Source organism: Acidovorax sp. 35-64-16 (genome assembly GCF_002281195.1).
Taxonomy (GTDB): Bacteria; Pseudomonadota; Gammaproteobacteria; order Burkholderiales; family Burkholderiaceae_C; genus Acidovorax; species Acidovorax defluvii.
Map to the genome: position 1 here is coordinate 1 of NZ_NCFM01000015.1, position 20,288 is coordinate 20,288.

A 20,288-nucleotide genomic window follows, 5' to 3' on the forward strand; every position below is an offset into this window, starting at 1 on the left:
ACGAAAATATTAACTTATTTGTTTGACATTCATCAAAACAATATATATCCGCGGAAGAAATAATAATCGAAACAGAATATCAGGTAATACTTATGTCCGCACCCACACCCTCCCCTCGTCCCCAAGCCTTGAACACGCCGCAACTTGGCAAGCGCACGTTCCTGCAGGAGCTTGTGGGCATGGCCACGGCTTTTGGTTTGGCAGGTGCCGGCCACGCTGCCAGCCCTTCCGCCACCACCCAGCCCCCGCGCCGCCCTGGCATGGAGGGCAAACGCTTCGGCATGCTGGTGGACATGCGCAAGTGCATCGGCTGTCAGGCCTGCACGGTGAGCTGCTCGGTGGAAAACCTGCCACCTATCGGCCAGTTCCGCACCACGGTGCTGCAGTACGAGATCGACAAGCCCGGCGGCGCGGCACCCGCCATGGTCAGCCTGCCACGTCTGTGCAACCACTGCGACGAGCCGCCCTGCGTGCCCGTGTGTCCGGTGCAGGCCACCTTTCAGCGCACCGACGGCATCGTGCTGGTGGACAACGAGCGCTGCGTGGGCTGCGGCTATTGCGTGCAGGCCTGCCCCTACGATGCGCGCTTCATCAACCACGAGACGCAGACGGCCGACAAGTGCACCTTCTGCGAGCACCGGCTGGAAGTCGGACTGCTGCCGGCCTGCGTGGAAAGCTGCGTGGGCGGCGCGCGGGTGATCGGCGACCTGAACGACCAGGACAGCGAGATCAACCGCCGCATGGCCGAGCACAAGGATGAGATCAAGGTGCTCAAGCCCGGCATGAACACGGCGCCGCGCGTGTACTACATCGGCCTGCCCGACGAGTTCGTCAACGGCGTGGACGGTCAGGCCAGCGTGCGCCTGGTGTCCGAGCACTAACGAAGGAGCCGACCATGCAGATCATCGAACTTCTGACCCCGCATTACGAAGCCGCCTGGCTGCCCTGGGCAGTGCAGTATTTCTTTCTGGCCGGTGTGGCCACGGGTGCAGCCCTGCTCACCGCCTTGTGCAGCTGGGGCTCAACCGGCAGCTCCTTGCAGCGCCTGCTGCCGGTGGCCGTGCTGACGCTTGCCGTCAGCGCCATTGCCGCGCCCGTTTCGCTGCTGGCCGACCTGCACCAGCCTGCCCGTTTTTGGCACTTCTATGCCCATTTCACGCCCTGGTCGTGGATGTCGGTGGGCGCGCTGCTGCTGCCGGTGTTTGTCATGCTGTCCGTGGCCCTGTGCGCCAGCTGGTGGCTGGGCAAGACCCACTGGATGCGCCTGCTGTCTCCGCTGCTGGTGCTCTCGGCGCTGTCCATCACGGTCTATACAGGTGCCGAAATGATGGCAGTGCGCTCACGCCCGCTGTGGAACACGATGTGGGTACCGGTCAACCTGGCGCTTACCGGCTGGCTGGCCACGGTGGGCGTGGCCTTCGTGCTGGAGCGCTTCTTGCCCGCCGCGCTGCGCCCCGGTGCCGCCGCCCTGCAGTTGCTTCGCGGCTTGGGGCTGGCACTGGCCGCTGCGCTGGTGGCCGTGGCCACGGCCTGGGCGTTGACGGGGATGAACGGTGGCAGTCCGTCCTTCGACGCAGCGCTGCGCCTGTGGAACGACTTCCCCGTCTGGCGCATGACCATGGTGGGTTCTGCCATTGGCGGCGCAGCCGTGGTGGGTGCGCTGCTGCGTGGCCGCCATCGGCTGGGTGCCAGAGGCTACACGCTGGTGCTGGGCCTGGGGCTGGCTGCCAGCGCCTGGGTCTTCCGCTGGGCACTGTTCATGGGCGTGCAGGGGGTTCCGAAGTTTGGCGCAGGCCTGTACCTGTACCACATGCCATTGGGCGGCGACGGCCTCTTGGGCATGGTCGGCGTGGCCGGACTGTGCGTGGCGCTGGTGGCGCTGGCCAGCTGGGCACTGGAGCTATTTCCCGCCCGTCAGGCCAAGGCAGTCGCCTGACGGTGATCCTTGCCTTAGATATCCATTCAAATTGGCATAAAACCCAATGCAGACAAGCGCTAGCAGCTATATAAATAATAGCATTAGATGACTACTGCGCTGACCTGAAAGAGACTTCCCATGACCGACAAAAACCAACCTCCCGTTCCTCAACACGCTGGCAGCACTGACACCAGCCCCGAAATGAACCGCCGCCGCATGCTGCTGCGCGGCGGCGCCGTGGCCGGTGGCCTGGCTGCGTTTGCCGCCGGATACGGCGAGACGGTGGTCAAGGGAGCCAAGGGCCTGGTTACGGGCACATCCGGCACACCCACCAAAAGCGCCACACGCGGAAACGCGCTGACACCAGAGTTCCGCATCGACCCCGTGACGGGCCAGCTCACCACCCAGCCTGGCCAGGTGGTCAGCCCCAGCAGCTGCCTGGGCTGCTGGACACAGTGCGGTATCCGTGTGCGTGTCGACACCGGGCACAACCAAATCCTGCGCGTCGCCGGCAACCCCTACCACCCGCTGGCCACCACGCACCATGCACCCATGGAAACGCCGGTGCGTGAGGTGTACGCCATGCTGGGCGGCGACAACGGCCTGGAAGGCCGCGCCACCAGCTGTGCGCGCGGCTCGGCCATGTTCGAGCACCAGACCGCACCGCATCGCGTGCTGCAGCCGCTCAAGCGAGTGGGCCCGCGCGGCTCGGGCCAATGGAAGACCATCGCGTTCGAGGATCTGGTCAAGGAAATCTGTGAAGGCGGCGACCTGTTCGGCGAAGGCCATGTGGACGGACTGCGGGCCATCCGCGATGTGCAAACGCTGATCGACCCCGAGAACCCCGAATACGGCCCAAAGGCCAACCAGCTACTGGTGACCGATGCCTCCAACGAAGGTCGCACGCCCTTGATCAACCGCTTTGCCCGCCAGTCTTTTGGCACCGTGAACGTGTCCAACCACGGCGCCTACTGCGGCCAGACCTACCGGGTGGGCACGGCAGCCGCCTTGGGCAACCTTGCCGGCATGCCCCACGGCAAGCCAGACTGGAAGAACTCGCGTTTCGGCCTGTTTATCGGCACCGCGCCGGCACAGGCTGGCAACCCCTTTCAGCGAATGGGACGTGAGCTGTCCGAGGCACGCTCGCGTGCACAGAACACGTACCAGTACGTGGTTGTCTCGCCCATCCTGCCCATGTCCTCCAGCCATGCGGCAGGTGACAACAACCGCTGGTTGCCCATCAAGCCCACCACCGATCTCGCCCTGGTCATGGGCATGATCCGCTGGATCATTGACAACGAGCGCTACGACGCCCGGTTCCTCAGCCAGCCCGGTCCGTCCGCCATGGCCGCCGCAGGCGAGGCCGCGTGGAGCAACGCCAGCCACCTGCTGATCAACGATGCGAAGCATCCGCGTTACGGGCAGTTCTTGCGCGGAGCGGACCTGGGGCTGCCCCTGCCCGAGCCCGTGGACGAGAAAACACCCGCCGAAGATGTGTATGTGGTGCAACTGGCCGACGGCAGCCTTGCCCCGCACACCGTGGCCCAGCCCGCTGAGCTGGTGGTGCAGCGCGACATCACCCCGATCAAGGCAGCCGACGCCACCGAGGAGCCCGCGCCGATGGCCGTCTGCACATCGTTCGTCAAACTGCGCGAAGAAGCGCGGCGCCAGACGCTGCAGGAATACTCGGACAAGTGCGGCGTGCCGGTGAAGGACATTGAAGATCTGGCGCGCGAATTCACCAGCCACGGCAAGCAGGCCGTGGCCAACTCGCACGGCGGCACCATGAGCGGTGCGGGTTTTTACACCGCCTACGCCATCGCCATGCTGAACAACCTGATCGGCAACCTCAACGTCAAGGGCGGCTGGGTTCTTGATGCCGGCCCCTTCGGCCCCTTTGGCCCTGGCCCGCGCTACAACTTTGCGCAGTTCCCTGGCGCGGTCAAACCCACGGGTGTGGCCCTTTCACGCACGCGCTTCCCCTACGAAAAAACCAGCGAATTCAAACGCAAAAAGGAAGCCGGCCAGAACCCCTATCCCGCCAAGGCTCCGTGGTATCCCGCCCCCGGGGGCATGAGCAGCGAAATGCTGGCCGCCGGCCTGCTGGGCTACCCCTACCCGGTGAAGGCGTGGGTCAACCACATGAGCAACCCGGTGTATGCCATCTGCGGTTTCGAGAACACGCTGGTGGACGCCATCAAAGACCCGAAGAAGCTGCCGCTGTTCATCTCGGTGGACCCGTTCATCAACGAGACATCGGCCCTGGCCGACTACATCGTGCCCGACACCGTGACCTACGAGAGCTGGGGCATCGGCGCCCCATGGGCCGACGTGGTTGCCAAGAGCTCTACCGTGCGCTGGCCCGTGGTCGAACCCGCCACCGCCAGGACCACCGACGGCAAGCCCGTAAGCTTTGAAAGCTTCGTGTTCGCTGTCGCCAAACAGCTGGGCCTTCCCGGCTTCGGCAAGAACGCCATGAGCACCAAAGAGGGCGAACCGCTGGACCTGGAGTCGTCCGAAGACTTCTACCTGCGTGGCATGTGCAACATTGCCTACCAGGCCGGCAAGCCTGTGCCCGAAGCCAGCGAGGACGACATCGCCATCACCGGCCTCACCCGCTGGATGCCCGATCTGGAAAAGCGCCTCAAACCCGAGGAAGTGCGCCGCGTTGCCATGGTGATGAGCCGCGGCGGGCGCTTCGACAAGATCGACGACGCCTGGAACGGCGAACAGGTCAAGGCCGCCCACAAGTTCCCGGTGCAGCTTTGGCACGAAGGCCTGGCCAAGATGCGCCACTCGATGACGGGCGAGCGCTACGTGGGCTGCCCCACCTGGTACCCCACCCGCTTTGCCAGCGGTACGAGTATGCGCGAGCATTTCCCCGAAAGCGACTGGCCGCTCACCCTGAGCTCCTACAAATCCAACCTGATGAGCTCGATGTCGATTGCGGCCTCGCGCCTGCGCCAGGTGCACCCACACAACCCCATCAGCCTCAACAGGGACGACGCGGCCCGGCTGGGCATTGCCAACGGCGACCGCATCGAGGTCAGCACCCCCGGAGCGCGTGTGCAAGGCGTGGCACTGGTGCGTGGGGGCATTGCACAGGGGGCAGTGGCCATCGAATACGGCTACGGACACAAGCAACTGGGTGCCGTGGCCCATACCGTGGATGGCAAGCTCACCGCCCACAACCCGCAGCACGGTCAGGGCGTGAATCTGAACAGCCTGGGCTTTGCCGACCCTACGCGGCCCGCCAAGGACAACGTCTGGATTGACTGGGTGTCGGGCGCGGTGGTTCGGCAGGGGCTGCCGGTCAAAGTGCGGCGCGTGTAAGGGAGGCCGGCCAGCAGGGCCGCCTTCCTACAATGCACGCACTCCCCCACAGCCGCACTCCATGCACATTTTGATCGTCGAAGACAACACCCTGGTTGCCAGCGGCATCCAGACCGGGCTGGAACTGCATGGCTTCACCAGCGACACGGCGGCCAGCGTGGCCCAGGCCACAGCCCACATGGCCCGCCGTGACTTTGATGCCTGCGTGCTGGACCTGGGCCTGCCCGATGGCGACGGCATCGACCTGCTGCGCCACTGGCGCGCGCAGGGGCGGGATGTGCCGGTGCTCATCCTCACCGCACGCGGCACCATCGAGGACAAGATGGCCGGTTTTCAGACGGGCACCGATGACTACCTGACCAAGCCCTTCGATCTGCAGGAGCTGGTGATGCGACTGCGCGCGTTGCTGCGCCGCGCGGGCGGGCGTGCCGGCGATCTGATGATGCTGGGCGACTGCCAGGTCAACATGGCGACGGGCGAGATCTCCCGCGAAGGCAAGCCCGTGGAGATTGCGCGCCGCGAATGGGCGCTGCTGTCGGCACTGGTGCAGGCGCGCGGGCGAGTGCTGAGCCCGGCGCAGCTGCACGACAGTCTCTATGGACTGGACCTGGACGTGGGCAGCAACACCGTCAACGTGCACGTGCACCACCTGCGCAAGAAGCTGGGTGCCGACGTGATCGACACCGTGCGCGGTCAAGGTTTTCGCCTTGGCGCCCGCTACTGCGACAGCACGACATGACGCCCCTGCCGAAAAGTCTGCGCCTGCGTTTGGTGCTGGGCCTGAGCCTCACCATGTGCCTCATCTGGGGCGGCGTGGCGGCCTGGCAATTCACCAACATGCAGCGCGAACTGCGCACCATGCTGGACGATCGGCTAATCGCCTCGGCCCGAATGGTGGCAGGCATCGTGGTGCAGTTCCAACCCATGCAACTGGCCACCACACCGCGTGCGCAAAACGATGCACTGCTCTCGGTGATAGCGCGCGATGGCGTGGCCTGCGAGGTGAGCCTGGTTCGCAGCGAGGTGGATTTTTTGCCCATCGCCAGAACCAACAATATTCCTGACATGGCGTCCGCAGGCAGCGCGGGTTTTGGCCAGATCACCAAGGGCGGAAAGCAGTGGCGCACCTATGTGCTGGAGGAAAACGGCGTGCGCGTGGCCACCGCCGACCGGCTGGACATGCGCGATCATCTGGTGCAGACCTTCGTGCGCTCGCTGGTGCTGCCTTTTGCCCTGGCGCTTGTCGGCGTCCTGCTGCTCACGTGGTGGATCTGCACGCTCAGCCTGCAGCCACTGCAGCGTTTGCGCGACGAGCTGGTTGAACGCCCGCCGCAAGACCCAAGGCCCGTCAAGTCAGGCCACGACATCAAGGAACTGGCCCCGCTCGTCGACAGCCTGAACCAGCTGCTGGAGCGCATGGACGCCAGCATCGAACATGAACGCCGCTGGACCACAGATGCGGCACACGAGCTGCGCACCCCCCTCACGGCCATCAAGACCCATGTGCAAGTCGCGCAAATGGCGCTGGCCGCCAATACACCGAATGCCGCGCAGGACAGGGTGGCCAACGCATTGCGCCAGGCGGGTGAGGGCATCGACCACATGCACGCAACGCTGGAGCAGCTGCTGCAGCTGGCTCGCGTGGAAACGGCCACTGCCGGCGACACGCGCCACACAGTGGGTACCGAGATTGCGCAAGCCTTTCGACTGGCCTGCCGGCAATCCCTGCACCGCGCCAAAAACGAAGGCAGCGCAGTGCCCGCCATAACGCTGGACGCGCGCGAGGTGCCGTCCGAGCCCGCGGCCTGGGAAACCGTCCAGTTGCCCCTGGCGCCGGCGCTGCTGACCTGCGCCATCACCAACCTTGTAGACAACGCACTGCGCTACCACCGTGGCCCGACATCCGTGAGCGCCACGCTGCAATGGCACGCAGGCACCGCTGGCGACGGGCAGGTGGAAATTTGCGTGCGTGACCAGGGGCCGGGCCTCACGGCAGATGAATGCGGGCAGGCGCTGAAGCGCTTTTGGCGCAAGTCTGGCAGCGATCCGGGCAGTGGACTGGGGCTGACCATCGTGCACCGCATCGCAGAAAGTGCGGGCGGCACGCTGGTGCTGGAGCCCGGCACACCCGGCCTGGTCGCCCGGCTGCGGCTGCCCACTTGCGCTGCAGATGCCGCCCCTGCGCATGGCATTGCACCAGGCTGAAAAGGACTGACGACCATGGAACGCATGCTGCATTTAGGCCCGCTGGTGCTGCCCTGGGCACTGCTCATCATGCTGGCCGGCTGGCAACTGGGCGTCTGGGTGCATGAACGCCTGTCCGTGCGCCGGGGCCTTGCGCCCGGCCCGCACGGCTGGCGAATGGCTCTTGTGGCGCTGCTGGCAGCGCGCCTGGGCTTTTTGCTGCGCTACACCGGTGAATATGTCGCTGCACCCTGGTCGATCATCAACATCCGCGACGGTGGCTGGGAACCCTGGGCCGGCCTGGGTGCCGCCCTGCTCTACTGCACCGTGTTGTGGTTGCGGCGCAGCCCCTGGCGCCGGCCTGCAACGGCAGGTCTGGCCACGTTCACTGCCGTCTGGCTGGCGGGCCTGGCGCTGCTGCACGCCACGGCCCCACCACGCGTGGCAGACCTGCCACCCTGGCACGGCGTGGCACTGGATGCGCGCACCGTCTCACTGCCAGATCTGCGCGGCCAACCCGTGGTGGTGAATCTATGGGCCAGCTGGTGCCCGCCCTGCAGGCGCGAGATGCCGGTGCTGCTGCAAGCGCGCAATGCAAAGCCACAAATCCGCTTCCTGTGGGTCAACCAGGGCGAGGCGCCCGATGTCGTCTCACGCTTTGCCACCCAGCATGGCTTGCCGCATGCCGATGTGGTGCTGGACCAAACCTCCCAGCTGGGCAGCAGCCTGGGCTACAAGGCCCTGCCCACCACGCTGTTCTATGACGGCCAGGGCCGATTGGCCGCAGTGCGCGCGGGTGAGCTGTCTGCCGCAACGCTGGCAGACAACCTGGCGCTGATCTCCAGCCCCATGATTCCCATGATTCCCGCGATTCCCGCCAAATGACCGCAGTGGTATGCAAATAGCCACCCGACACCCTCATCAGAAAACCTGCTGCTCGCCGCTCGCTTGAGCTTGCAGGTACCGGGTATCAAGGGTGGTGCGGTTGGCCTTGAACCGCTCACAGGCCGCCTGCCAGTTCAATCGCACCAGGTTTTATCGCTTGTGCCCACGTCAGCGTTCTACATGCGCATGCACATGCACGTGCACGTGCACGTGCACGTGCATTGAGCCTTGCCAGCGGCGTAGTCTTCATGCCCACGCAACACAGCTGCGATTTCGTCGTTATCAACGCATGGGCTCACGATTCAAGCTCTCCGCTTGCATTCCGCATTCCGCATCTGGCAGCGCACATGCGCTGGTGCGTCATCACGCTCACCGTGAGCAGCGCGTGGCCCGGCGCACCTGCTTTGTGTGCCCATCCCTGGCACAAAGCAAAAAAGCCCAGAACCTTTCGGCTCTGGGCTTTTGCTATCAATGGTCGGCGTGGCGGGATTCGAACTCGCGACCCCTTGCACCCCATCGAAATATACGTGAAATCTTGCGGGATTTCCTGGGACGTTATGGGACGACATTTTCTGTTTTAAATCATATAGATACAAAGGATACTTGATCCCAAGTCGTCCCACGAAATACACTGACAGCGTTTTTTCGGTTTACCCCCCGGTTTACCCCCCAGGACCTGTATGACGCGATATCCGAAGTCAGGAAAAGGCAAAAAGTGGACGGCTCTGGAGCTCAAGGCCGTGCCCCTGGCGTGGCGCGGTGACATGCTGAGCGACGGCGACGGACTGACCGGCGAAGTCCGGGTCGTTGGCGACCAGACCATCTCCATCCACTTCAAGTTCGCCTTCAAATGGAACGGTAAAGTGGCCTGGCACTACTGTGGCACGTGGCCGGCCATGTCCATGGAACAGATCCGCCGGCAACGCGATGAGGCGCGTGATCTGGTCCGCTCCGGCGTCAACCCCAACGACCAGAAGAAGGCCGAGCGGATCGAGAACCAGGCCGCGGTCGAAGCGACGATTGCGCAGGCCGCCGCCGAGGCCAGCCAGAACAGGCCCTTCAAGGACATGTTTGACGCCTGGCTGGCCGACGGGGTCGCTCGCAAGGACGGCAACGCCGAACTGCGCCGCTCGTTTGAAAAGGACGTGCTGCCCGTGCTGGGCGAGAAGCCTGTCCGCAGCATCACCGAGCACGACCTGCGCAAGGTTCTGCGGACGATGGTGGCCCGTGGCGTGAACCGCATGTCCGTGCGCGTGCACCAGGACCTGGTGCAGCTGTTCGCCTGGGCCGAGAAGCGCCAGCCCTGGCGCGGCCTGCTGATCGAAGGCAACCCGGCGGACCTGATCGAGATCCGCAAGATCGTCTCCAAGGACTTCGACATGGTCAATGAGCGCGACCGCGTGCTCTCGGCCAGGGAGCTGCAGGAACTGCAGTCGATCTTTCAGCGCATGGAGGCGGACTACGAAGAGACCCCGGCCGGCCACAAATACGAGGTGCAGCGCCCGCTCAAGCGCGAGACCCAGCTGGCGATCTGGATCTGCCTGGGTACGCTGTGCCGCATCGGCGAGCTGCTGATGACCCGCTGGGAAGACGTGGACCTGGCAGAGCGCTACTGGACCATCCCGATCGAGAACGTCAAGGGACCGATGGGCAAGAAGCAAGGCCACCGGGTCTACCTGCCGGACTTCTCGCTGCGGCAGTTCCAGGCGCTCAAGGCCCTCACCGGAACATCGCCCTACTGCTTCCCGGCGCGCAACCACAAGGAAGACACCCACATCGACGTCAAGACCGTGTCCAAGCAGGTGGGCGACCGGCAGATCCAGTTCAAGGTCCGCAAGGACCTGTCACGCCGGGCCAACGACAACGCGCTGGTGCTCAAGAGCGGCAGCCACCGCGAGTGGACACCGCACGACATGCGGCGCACAGGCGCCACCATGATGCAGGCGCTGGGCATCCTGCCCGACATCATCGACCGATGCCAGAACCACGTGATGGCCGGCAGTCGGGTGCGGCGGCACTACATGCACCACGAGTTTGCTGACGAGAAGAAGGCGGCCTGGGAGAAGCTGGGGCAGCGGATTGATGACATCCTGGCGCAGGCAGGCACGACATGACAGACCAAGGAAGCCGACTCAAGAGCCTTCAAAGAGCACTTCGGAAGAAGGACCAAGGGAGCAGCCCACAAGCTTTGCCTATTTTTGTTAGGTGTTTTGGCCATCAACGCCCAGATCAATGAGCACATTCATCACACCCGCGCGCGCTGCTGAACAGGTGGTACAGCTTGGACAGCGCATCCGGATCGCTCGCATCCGCCGGGGCTGGTCCGTCGCTGATCTCGCCAGCAAGGCGGGCATCAACCGCAACACCCTGACGGCGCTGGAGCTGGGCCGACCAGGCACGGGAATCGGTGTGTGTATCACCGTTGTCTGGGCACTGGGTCTGGACAAATCCGTGGACGCCGTGGCAGACCCCGACACCGACCTGCACGGCAAGGCACTTGAGGCCGCGCGTCGCCCCACGCGAGCGGGCAGATCCAGGAAGCCCAGCGACGACTATGACTTCTGACCGCCAGGCCTACGTCTGCATCCAGGTGCCCGACCGCTAGCTGCATCTGCACCGCCGGCGCCAACGACGACGGGCTGGTCCCCAAGAGCGGCAAACGGCGCGATTGAAAACGTTGAGTCACTTCGTCCCGCACGACAACAAAGACAAAGTTATCGTGCGAATCGGTTGTTATCCACTGCTCAGAGCTGGCGCTGGCGTCTGACGGCCGCAGTCAGGACCATGGCAGCGACCGATACAGCGCGCGAACCTGCGCCATCGCCTCGTCGAAGTCGGGCAGCTCGCCGTCCACATCGTCCCGAAGACCCGCATACCCTTCGCGCGCCATCTCGACCACCCGCTTGTCGTCCATGGACGCGGCGGTGGGCTCAATGCCCTTGCTGCGACAGGAGTCCACCAGCATCTGGTGAATCTGGGCCTCTTCCTCTGCCGTAAACGCTTCAACCGATGCCAGCAGAAGCCAGATGTCGTAGACATCCTGGCGGCGCTTGCGCTTGCGGATGGGCTGCTGCAGCAGCGAACGCATCTTTTCTGCCAGGACGTTGTGTAGTGAGTAAGAGTGGATGGTCGCACCACCTTCAAGCTCCAGCAGTTCGACCTCGAACACCGCTTCATTGAAGCTGTAGTCGATCTCCACCACGTGTGGCGAGTTCTTGGCCTGCAGCCTGGCCATCGCACCGGTGCTGGACCTGTCGGCGAACCCGATCGTCAACGCCAGGTTGTGGTGCGTCCGGTCCTCGCCTTTGGGCTGAACCTTGCGCGACTGCAGGCGACAGGCCGTCCCGTAGGGCAGCCGATCCTCGGCCGCCACCAGCCCTGATTCGAACTCGGCCAGCAAGGCATCGGCGTTCTCTGCCGTGTAACGCTCGCTGGTCGAAAAATCCAGGTCACGCGTGAATCGGGTGCTGTCGTAACGGATGGCCAGGAGCAGGCCTCCCTTCATCACCATCCGGGCCTTCAGGTTCTGCGAATGGCCGATGCCGTCCAGGATGATGTGCACCGCCTCGCGGAACCCGCGCTGATCGGCCGGCGCCGCCTCCACCCAGGCTTCGATATCGATCTCGTTCACAAGGCGTCCTCAGTACCACCAGGCATCAGGGACGCCACGTTGATCGAGAGCTTCCACTTCTCCGAGTAGTGGGGGACGTACTCCCCGAGGGGATCCAGCAGCCTGGAGCCGCCGCGCTGGGCCTTCTGCGTCCAGCCGTCCACCAGCGGGTGGCTTAGCCGGCAGACCTCGTCGAGCAGGTAGCCAGCACGGACTTTTTCGACCGCGTTGCCATGCTGCTCCACCTCATCGGCGATGAGCGCCAGGTACCTGGCGCCATGTTCGCGGTACGTGTCCACGACGTGCTGCATCCCGCCACAGTTGCCGGGCTCGCGCACCATGTCCAAGAAGGCCCTGCCAACCATGGCGACCCGGATCGTGGGTGACTTGATGGTCTTGAATGCCCCTCGGCTGGAGCGACGCATGAGCTCGACACGCACGCCTTCGACGCGATCAAAGACGGGGCGCCTGAGCTGCGGCAACCTGGCCCGCTGAAAAGGCTCCAGATGCTCACGCAGGTCTTTCAGCATCCGGTCCTTCGCCAGCTCCTTCCACTCAGTGTCCGGTGGCGTGGTCAGGTACAGGATCTTGGAGAACCGGTCCGTCAGCCCGTGGAACTCCATGGCGCTGAGGTGAGAGATGTAGGCGAACGGGTCGGCCGCACACGCCACCTCCTTGGCCTTCGGCTTCGCGCGCCCGAACAGGTGGTACACCGTCCCCGGCTTGAAGTCCTTGCTCGGGGAGATCAGGCCAAAGGAACCTAGGCTGTCGACCACCTTCTCATAGAGGCGAAGGGTTGGCTGTTCTTCAAGATGCGCCACCTGTGAGGTCACGAGCACTGCCAGCTCGTAGTCGGTCACGACTGGACGCTCCCAGCTCCCAAGCTTTTCCTGGATGGCCTTCATCACTGATGGCAGATGCGCGGAGTGATCGACTTCGACCGCCAAGATGTATCCTTTGTGTCCTTAGGACGCAAAGGATACATCTTGGCATCGCAACTTGTCAAGTCAACGATTTGACGAAGTTCATGGATCGTCATAAACTGCGTCCTTAGGACGCAGTTTATGACGATCCAGATGGAAATATGAGCTGTCAGCAATCCTAAGCAGGTGTTCCGTTGTCTCGTCGAATAGTTTGATTCGACGAAAAAACGGAACATTCCCGTAGTGCAGTCCGGTCGGGAAGAAGTGCCCAGGATGCATAGAAAAATCGTCGCAGTTGATCCAGGAGGACAACTGTCGCAAGAAAAACATCCATCCAGTCGACCGGACAAGACGGCCCATCGATTCACAACGCCTCGCCCAGAGACGTACCCTGCCCTCACCGCATCAAGCCAGAAAATCGCCCCAGCGCTCACGGCCCAACGCTTCCTCTTCAAAACCAGCCCGAGACCTAGGATGATCGGCACATGGAAGCGTCCGACACCACCACACAACGCAACTACTACGACGACCTGGTCAGACGCACCGTGGGCCACGGCCATCCCCTTGAAGCGGCCATCGAGCAGGCTGCAAGCGCCTATCTGGATGGCAAGCCTCAGACACAAGGGAAACGCAAGCTCACCAGAAGGGAACGCGACAGCCAGTTCTGGTTGAGTCGCACGGTGAAAGACTGCCCCACCAGTGCCTGGTCCACCGAACCCATGATGCTGGCCCTGGCCCGGTACCTCAGTCAGGAGCAGCTTGCGGTCGAAGGCCTGATCAACGCGGTCGCTCGAATCGCGCCCGATGCCCTGATCCGGGCGGTCAGGTACTCCGGGCTGGTCCTGAACCAGGAATTGTTGATTCATCAGCACAACTGAGCCAGTGATCACGTCGAATACTGAGCCACTGGTTTGATGGATGTTCTGGCTACTCGGTTGTGGATAAGTCTATCGGGTCTGCTGTTTTTCGATCTCCTTTCTGAGCTTTGCTGCGTTGCTTTGGTGGTGCCGCGCCAGCGGCACTGGAATGCTTGAAGCGCCAGCTCTCATTGCCCGTCTCCACGATGTGGCAGTGGTGCGTGAGGCGGTCGAGCAATGCGGTGGTCATCTTGGCGTCGCCCAAGACGCTGCTCCATTCCGAGAAGGTCAGGTTTGTTGTGATCACCACGCTCGTTCTCTCGTAGAGCTTGGAGAGCAGGTGGAACAGCATGGCGCCGCCCGACTGCGTGAACGGCAGGTAGCCCAGTTCATCCAGGATCACCAGATCGACGTACATCAACCGGTGTGCCAACTGCCCGGCCTTGTTTTGCGCCTTCTCCAGCTCCAGGGCGTTGACCAGCTCCACCGTGGAGAAGAAGCGCACCCGCTTGCCATGCAGGCGGATGGCCTCGATCCCCAGGCTGGTGGCCAGGTGGGTCTTGCCTGTGCCGGGGCCACCCACCAGCACCACGTTGTGGGCCGAGTCCACGAAGCCAAGGGTGTGCAGTTGGCGCACCAGCGCCTCATCGATGGGCGTATGGGCGAAGTCAAAGCCGGCGAGATCGCGGTGCGATGGGAACCGCGCCACGCGCATCTGGTAGGCCATGGAGCGTACCTCGCGCTGCGCGGTCTCGGCCTTGATGAGCTGGTGCAGCACAGCCTCGTGATCCAGCGACTTCATGCGGGCGGTGCCCAGCACCTCCGGCCATGCACTGGCCATGCCGTGTAAGCCCAGCGCCTTGAAGGCATCCATGAGGTCATGCATGGTCGGACTCCGGTGAGGCCTCGTGAGGCTGGACGTTGCGCAGTGCGTCGTAGCGGTGCAGGTTGGCCAGTGGTGGCGTATTGAGGGTGAGCATCGTTGCCACTGGCGGCTCGGGCGCACGCTGCTCCTGCAAGCGAGAGAGCACGTTGAGCACGTGCTCGGCACTCACCCGCCCGGACTGCAGCGCCAGCTCCACCGCCACCAGCACGGCCTCCAGCCCGTGCAGGCTCACCCCCATGAGCACCTGCGCCATCACCCTGTCGCCCCCGCTGTGGCGCAGCAACTGGCGCTGCAGTTCCTGTAGGGGTTCGGGCATGGTCTTGAAGGGCGCACCATTGCGCAGCGCACCGGGCTTTCGCTCGATCAGCGCGATGTAATGCATCCAGTCGTAGATCGTCTGATCCCGCTCGAAGCTGCGCTCCAGCCGCACCTGCCGCCCATCGGGACCGACCACCAGCAGGCTATCGGCATAGGCCCGCAGACTGACCACCGCGTGGATCCACTCGCATGGCACGCTGTAGCGGTTGCGCTGGAAGTGGATCAGCGAAGTGGCAGAGACCCGCACCGGCTGCTCCACATAGCCGTCAAACGCACGGGGATTGGGCATGAGGCGAACACGTTCGTCCTGCCAGACGTCGGCCACCGTGAGGTGCCCCCACTCTGGGTGACTCATCTCGCCCCAGACCCTCACACAGGCTTGCTCCAGCCAGTTGTTGAGCTCGTCAAGCGATCCCCAGCGCCGCTCACTGGCCTCGCGCCAGATGTCCTTGCGTCGATCCTGAACGTTCTTCTCGACGACTCCCTTCTCCCAGCCGGCGGCCCGGTTGCAGAACTCCGGCTCGAACAGGTAGTGCCCGGTCATGGCCTCGAAGCGTGCATTGACGCTGCGCTGCTTGCCTTGGCCGACCTTGTCTACCGCGGTCTTCATGTTGTCGTAGATGCCCCGCCGTGGCACGCCACCGAAGAGGGCGAACGCCCGTGCGTGCGCGTCGAACAGCATCTCGTGCGCCTGGCTGTAGTACGCCACCAGGCAGAAGGCGCGACTGGCCGCCAGCTTGGTGTGTGCCACCTCCAGGCGGCGGCGCAGTCCCCCGATGAACAGGTACTCGCAGCTCCAGTCGAACTGGAACGCCTCGCCCAACTCGAAGCTCAGCGGCACAAACCCTGCGCCGCGTGCCGCGTTGCCTTGCTCTTGCTGCCAGCGCTGGGCAAAGGCGTACACCGGCCCCCGGCTGCCGCTGTAGCCCTGCGCCCGCAGCGCTTCAAACATCGCCTTGATCCCGCGCCGATCGCGTTTGCTGCGATGGCTATCGGCCTTGAGCCATTGGCTCAACTGCTCCTTGTACGGGTCCAGGATGCTGGGGCCTGACACCCGTTGCGGGTATCGGGGCTCGACCATCTGCCCATCTTTGAGCCACTTGGTGGCTGTGTTGCGCGAGATGCCCAGCCTGCGGCTGGCCTCGCGCACCGACACGTCCTGCCTCAGCACGAGGCGGCGCAACTTGCTCAATGTGCTCACGTTGATCACTCCTGCTCCCCCGTGCTGAAAAACTCAGCACGATAGAGCTGCAACGTGGCTCAGATTTCAACGTGAACGCGTCTCGAAATGGCCCAGCTTTGGAAATGAATCAACAGGCTGCGCGTGTGCCCCTCGTCCGCCCAGGACTGCGTGGGCCAGACGCTCAACCTACCCGCCAACAGCCCTGCCGAAGTGTGGCTGTGGGGCGCGGAAGGCGCCGGTGTCTACGAAGGCAGCGTCACCCTCGCGTCGAAGGAAAAGCCCGAGGGCGACACCGTCCTCATGAACGTGAACTCGAGCAGCGGCAAGGACAAGGCCTGGGGCGTCTCCGCGATCTTCGCAAGCGTCGCCCTGACCTGGCTGCTCACGGTGTACCTGCGCAACCTTGGCAACCGTGCGCACCTGCTCGTTCCGGCCGCGATCGCCCTGCGCACCATGGCTGGCATCCGCATGCAAGCCCAAGCGGGACCGCAGCAGCTCGCGGTGCCGAAGCTGCTGCTGCGGCTCGAAGACATCGAGCAGCAGTTGTCGTTGTCCGCCCTGCAGGCCAACGGCTTGCCGCCCCGCGTCCCGTGGCCGGGACCGGCCCTTGGCGGGGCGGGCATCGACGCGTTACGCAAGCATGTTCAGGCGCAGAACGACTGGCTGCACACGCTCAACATCCTCGTGCGGGAAGGCCTGCAGCCCGCGCGGGACCTGTGGGCGACGATCACGGAAGGCGACCTCGATGCGCAACGCAAGGTTCGTGAAGCGGTGTCGGCGATGGACGCGTTGACCCAGGCCGCGGTGACCCCTGCACCGGATGTGTTGAGGGCTACGCTGCGGAGCATCGCCGCCGGCATGGCCGGCGGTACGAAGGGCGGCGGCGCTCGCTCGCTCCGAGATCACCTGGCGGACGCCGCAGATTCAGTGGGATCGCCCGAACAGCTCCTGGTGCAAGTCACCGCGCTGGGCGCCGCGGGCTGGGTGTTCCTGCTGCTGGTCACGACGCTGGCCGGCGCCTACATCCTCGTACTGGGACCGGCAGGCGCGGGATTCGGAACCGTCACCGACTACGCACAGTGCCTCCTATGGGGCGCGGGCCTGCCGGCCGGTGCCCAGCTCATGCAATCGACCACTGCGTCGGTCGCGACTTCGTTCGGCGTGACGCGATAGCCGACCGCTCATATCAACCAAGGAAAAGAGAGGTGTCCAATGAAGAAGCATACTTTCATCGCAGCCGTGCTCTGCGGGGCGGCCCTGCTGTCCGGGTGCGGCACGGTCAAGGTCGAATCGGTTCGCGTGCCGCCCGGTGAACTGAGCCGGTACATGGCAACGCCCGGCATCTACTACGCGCTGCCGCGATCGGAAGTCTCGATCGCCTTTCCGGTGACGCTGGAGCGGCAGACCAAGGGGTTCAAGGGCAACATCATCGACGCATGCATCGAGGCATGCGGCGCGGGGCAGCCGGATGGCGCCACGCATAAGGCTTGCGAAGTCCCCACGGCCAGCGACTCGATCGTTCTGGGGCGGCCCGAGATCGTGCGGCGCGACCTGCAGGACATCAACCATCTCTACCGGCTGAAAGTGGACGGCGGCTTCCTCGACGGCGTGACGCACGCGGTCGCGGTGGCGGAGAACGGCGTGCTGTCCGAGTCGACATCCAAGGTGAGTAACCAGACCACCGATTTGGTCCTCGGCATCGTGTCCCAGCTCGGGAAGGTCACCGCCTCGGGACTGTTCTCCTCCAAGGGCGCAAAGGACAGGCCGGCGAGCGGGCTCACGTGCAAGGATGCGCGCCTCATTGCCGCGAAGGAAACGGAGTTCCGCACGCAGATCCAAGACCTCGAGAAGCAGCGCACGGCGATCCTCGTGCCCAAGCCCGGCGTGACGCCGGTGCTCAAGGCGGACCAGACCAAGCTCGCGGCCGACCGTTTGCGCGAGCAAGTCGCCGAGATCGAGGCGGCGCTCGACAAGTTCCGGGCCAAGGAGGACCTTGCGGAAGTGAAGAAGACTTACAAGTCCAAGCTCGTATCGCAAGGTCTTGCCCCGGGAGAGAACGCGGAGCTGGCCCCGGTGCGCCTGGTTTTCCGGGAAGCCGTGGTGTCTGACACGGCGGAAGTCCTTCCGATGAAGATCCACGAGGTCTTGAACAACGCGCTGATCCTCAGCGCGAGCATCACGCCCTCGGTTCCCGCGGCCGCGACCGCGAGCTGGAACGCACAAACCGCCGAGCCGCACGTCGCCGGCTATCGATATCGCATCCCCATGGCGGGTGTGCTGAAGGTGACGTGCAGGGGCACGCCCACGGCTTCAGCGGCTTGCACGCCGGACGCGGACCACACGCTGATTGAGCAGGAAGTCGCCGTCGCCCAATACGGCTCGTTGGCAAGCCTGCCAATGGAGTTCAACAGCAAGAGTGCGACGGTGGGCATTGCACTACACCCCTCGACTGGCGGCATCAAGAAGGTGGACCTGGGCGTGGAGCCGGTCGGCGCCAAGCCGGTCCTGGACACCATCGATAGCCTGCGAACCTCGCTGGAGGCCAGGCGGACGCGCCAGGAGGCGGAAGCACTGGATGCCGAAAAGGATCAACTCACGCGGGAGCGGGATCTGCTGAAGCTGAAGAAGGAGATTCGTGACTTCCAGAAGGAACTGGGAACGACGCCCTGATACGCCCTCCGCCCGGCGCAAACCGGGCCGGGGAGTCATGCGAGCCTGCCCGATGACCGGCTGCGATGGGCGCGCTCGCGCGCATGCGTGGCCGCTTTCGATTTCGTCCCGCCAGGCTTCAGGAGCGGCTTGCCAACAGTGAAATGCTGACGCGCCAAGGAAAGGCACCAGCTGCCAAGAAAGGGGCAAGCCGGGATACGGTCAGAAATGACACATAGGCTCAAACCGGGCGCAGATGAAACGTGAACCCGTCTGCAACACGTCGCCAAAACATGTCGCGAAAACGTCTTCTTGAGAACACTTACTTTTTTTGGGCTCCTGCAGAATCGAAGTCAGCAGGCGTTGCATGACAACAACGTCCGCGGACCCGCGAAACGCCGTGAGGGCCCAAAACCTGTTGTGAAGGTACAAGCGCTTCGCGAAGTCCTCGTCGCAACAGCCTGCGCAACAGCGGTTTACCCCCCGGTTTACCCCCGGAGCGCCACAAAGAAAAACGGGTTAGCTCATTTCTGAGCTAACCCGTTGATTTTATTGGTCGGCGTGGCGGGATTCGAACTCGCGACCCCTTGCACCCCATGCAAGTGCGCTACCTGGCTGCGCTACACGCCGACAAGACTTAAATTATATACAGAAAATTCTTCAGTTCAGGGAAAGCAGTGCACGAATTTCAAATAATTCCTGGCGCACCGCATTGCTGTCGAACAAACCGCCAAGCACATCAGTGCTCGCGCCTTGGGCGATGTCTGCGCCCGTGCGCATGGACACCAATTCCGACATCAACACCGGTGGCAGCGGCGCTTCATCGTGCGCGGAAGGCACTGGATCCTGCAAGCGATTGCGCGCCCCGCTGATGGTGAAGCCCTGGTCGTACAGCAAGTCGCGGATGCGTCGGATCATCAGCACCTCGTGGTGCTGGTAATACCGGCGGTTGCCTCGCCGTTTCATGGGCCGCAACTGGGTGAACTCCTGCTCCCAATAGCGCAGGACATGCGGCTTGACGCCACACAACTCCGCAACTTCACCAATCGTGAAGTACCGCTTGGCGGGAATGGATGGAAGCTGGGTGCCCATGGATGGTGATTCGGACGAAAAGCTGACTAGCGTACTGCAGACGCCCTGTAAACGCCAGACCGAATTGCCAATTCAGTTGCCAGTTGGATCAAAACTCACACCAAAGCCGAAGCCGAAGCTGGAACCGAAGCAGCAGACTGGATCTGCTCCTTGAGTTTGCTGCTGGCATGAAAAGTCACCACCCTGCGCGCCTGGATGGGAATGGCTTCACCGGTGCGCGGGTTTCGGCCCGGTCGCGGCGCCTTGGTCCGGATCTGGAAGTTGCCAAAACCCGAAAGCTTGACGTCCTTGCCGTCCACCAGGCGTTGCGCAATCAGGTCAAAGAAAGCGTCGATCATGTCCTTGGACTCGCGCTTGTTCAACCCGATCTGATCGAACAGGAGGTCGGCCAGTTGCGCCTTGGTCAGCGCAGGGGTTTCGATGCTTTCTACCGCAAATTCAATCACGTCG

Annotated in this window: 17 protein-coding genes and 1 tRNA gene; 11 read left to right on the forward strand and 7 right to left on the reverse strand. The window is 63.7% G+C overall.

Annotated features, from left to right (window positions below; genetic code table 11):
* The first annotated feature begins 92 nt into the window (after positions 1-92).
* From dsrO to B7Y64_RS11375, 8 genes are all read left to right on the forward strand, one after another.
* The gene (dsrO, locus tag B7Y64_RS11340; protein ID WP_366444460.1) at positions 93-881 is read left to right on the forward strand and encodes a sulfate reduction electron transfer complex DsrMKJOP subunit DsrO; all 789 of its coding nucleotides are present in this window, start codon (positions 93-95) and stop codon (positions 879-881) included.
* Between the two features lie 14 nt (positions 882-895).
* Positions 896-1,936 (forward strand): NrfD/PsrC family molybdoenzyme membrane anchor subunit, encoded by a 1,041-nt coding sequence (nrfD, locus tag B7Y64_RS11345; protein ID WP_087745439.1) that lies wholly within the window; start codon positions 896-898, stop codon positions 1,934-1,936.
* 183 nt (positions 1,937-2,119) lie between these two features.
* Entirely contained in the window at positions 2,120-5,251 is a 3,132-nt protein-coding gene (locus tag B7Y64_RS11350) for a tetrathionate reductase subunit A (protein ID WP_291324092.1), read from the forward strand.
* 61 nt (positions 5,252-5,312) lie between these two features.
* Entirely contained in the window at positions 5,313-5,990 is a 678-nt protein-coding gene (locus tag B7Y64_RS11355; protein WP_291324091.1) for a response regulator, read from the forward strand.
* Positions 5,987-7,456: an ATP-binding protein gene (locus B7Y64_RS11360; RefSeq protein WP_291328934.1), complete on the forward strand. Its 1,470-nt coding sequence runs from the start codon at positions 5,987-5,989 to the stop codon at positions 7,454-7,456. Before B7Y64_RS11355 ends, B7Y64_RS11360 begins: the two co-directional genes overlap by 4 nt.
* 15 nt (positions 7,457-7,471) lie before the next feature.
* Positions 7,472-8,320 carry a TlpA disulfide reductase family protein gene (locus tag B7Y64_RS11365; RefSeq protein ID WP_291324089.1) on the forward strand — a complete coding sequence of 283 codons (849 nt, stop codon included), beginning with the start codon at positions 7,472-7,474 and terminating at the stop codon, positions 8,318-8,320.
* 680 nt (positions 8,321-9,000) lie between these two features.
* Entirely contained in the window at positions 9,001-10,434 is a 1,434-nt protein-coding gene (locus B7Y64_RS11370) for a site-specific integrase (protein WP_291324088.1), read from the forward strand.
* A gap of 118 nt (positions 10,435-10,552) precedes the next feature.
* Entirely contained in the window at positions 10,553-10,885 is a 333-nt protein-coding gene (locus tag B7Y64_RS11375) for a helix-turn-helix domain-containing protein (protein WP_291324087.1), read from the forward strand.
* A 211-nt stretch (positions 10,886-11,096) separates the two neighbouring features.
* Here the strand turns inward: B7Y64_RS11375 and B7Y64_RS11380 are convergent, their stop codons facing one another.
* Together B7Y64_RS11380 and B7Y64_RS11385 are read right to left on the reverse strand one after the other, a co-directional pair.
* A complete protein-coding gene (locus B7Y64_RS11380; protein ID WP_291324086.1) occupies positions 11,097-11,951 on the reverse strand; it encodes a nucleotidyl transferase AbiEii/AbiGii toxin family protein in 855 nt (284 codons plus the stop codon).
* Positions 11,948-12,877 (reverse strand): hypothetical protein, encoded by a 930-nt coding sequence (locus B7Y64_RS11385; protein ID WP_291324085.1) that lies wholly within the window; start codon positions 12,875-12,877, stop codon positions 11,948-11,950. The genes B7Y64_RS11380 and B7Y64_RS11385 overlap by 4 nt, the downstream gene beginning before the upstream one ends.
* A gap of 461 nt (positions 12,878-13,338) precedes the next feature.
* Between B7Y64_RS11385 and B7Y64_RS11390 the strand changes: the two genes are divergently transcribed.
* Positions 13,339-13,731 carry a hypothetical protein gene (locus B7Y64_RS11390; protein ID WP_291324084.1) on the forward strand — a complete coding sequence of 131 codons (393 nt, stop codon included), beginning with the start codon at positions 13,339-13,341 and terminating at the stop codon, positions 13,729-13,731.
* A 49-nt stretch (positions 13,732-13,780) separates the two neighbouring features.
* On the opposite strand, the gene istB is transcribed toward B7Y64_RS11390, so the two are convergent.
* Complete coding sequence (istB, locus tag B7Y64_RS11395) at positions 13,781-14,596, reverse strand: IS21-like element helper ATPase IstB (protein WP_291324083.1); 816 nt, start codon at positions 14,594-14,596, stop codon at positions 13,781-13,783.
* Positions 14,589-16,115, reverse strand: coding sequence for an IS21 family transposase (gene istA / locus B7Y64_RS11400; protein ID WP_291328936.1), 1,527 nt, complete (start codon positions 16,113-16,115; stop codon positions 14,589-14,591). The genes istB and istA overlap by 8 nt, the downstream gene beginning before the upstream one ends.
* A 150-nt stretch (positions 16,116-16,265) precedes the next feature.
* Between istA and B7Y64_RS11405 the strand changes: the two genes are divergently transcribed.
* Both B7Y64_RS11405 and B7Y64_RS11410 read left to right on the forward strand, forming a co-directional pair.
* A complete protein-coding gene (locus B7Y64_RS11405) occupies positions 16,266-17,270 on the forward strand; it encodes a hypothetical protein (protein ID WP_291324081.1) in 1,005 nt (334 codons plus the stop codon).
* Positions 17,271-17,309: 39 nt separating this feature from the next.
* Positions 17,310-18,767: a hypothetical protein gene (locus tag B7Y64_RS11410; protein ID WP_291324080.1), complete on the forward strand. Its 1,458-nt coding sequence runs from the start codon at positions 17,310-17,312 to the stop codon at positions 18,765-18,767.
* A 532-nt stretch (positions 18,768-19,299) separates the two neighbouring features.
* Here B7Y64_RS11410 and B7Y64_RS11415 read toward each other — a convergent pair.
* The 3 genes from B7Y64_RS11415 to B7Y64_RS11425 form a co-directional block, all read right to left on the reverse strand.
* A tRNA-Pro gene (locus tag B7Y64_RS11415) sits at positions 19,300-19,376 on the reverse strand.
* Positions 19,377-19,406: 30 nt separating this feature from the next.
* Positions 19,407-19,838 (reverse strand): MerR family transcriptional regulator, encoded by a 432-nt coding sequence (locus B7Y64_RS11420; RefSeq protein ID WP_291324079.1) that lies wholly within the window; start codon positions 19,836-19,838, stop codon positions 19,407-19,409.
* A 95-nt stretch (positions 19,839-19,933) separates the two neighbouring features.
* Positions 19,934-20,284 (reverse strand): integration host factor subunit alpha, encoded by a 351-nt coding sequence (locus B7Y64_RS11425; RefSeq protein ID WP_024814882.1) that lies wholly within the window; start codon positions 20,282-20,284, stop codon positions 19,934-19,936.
* Positions 20,285-20,288 lie beyond the last annotated feature (4 nt).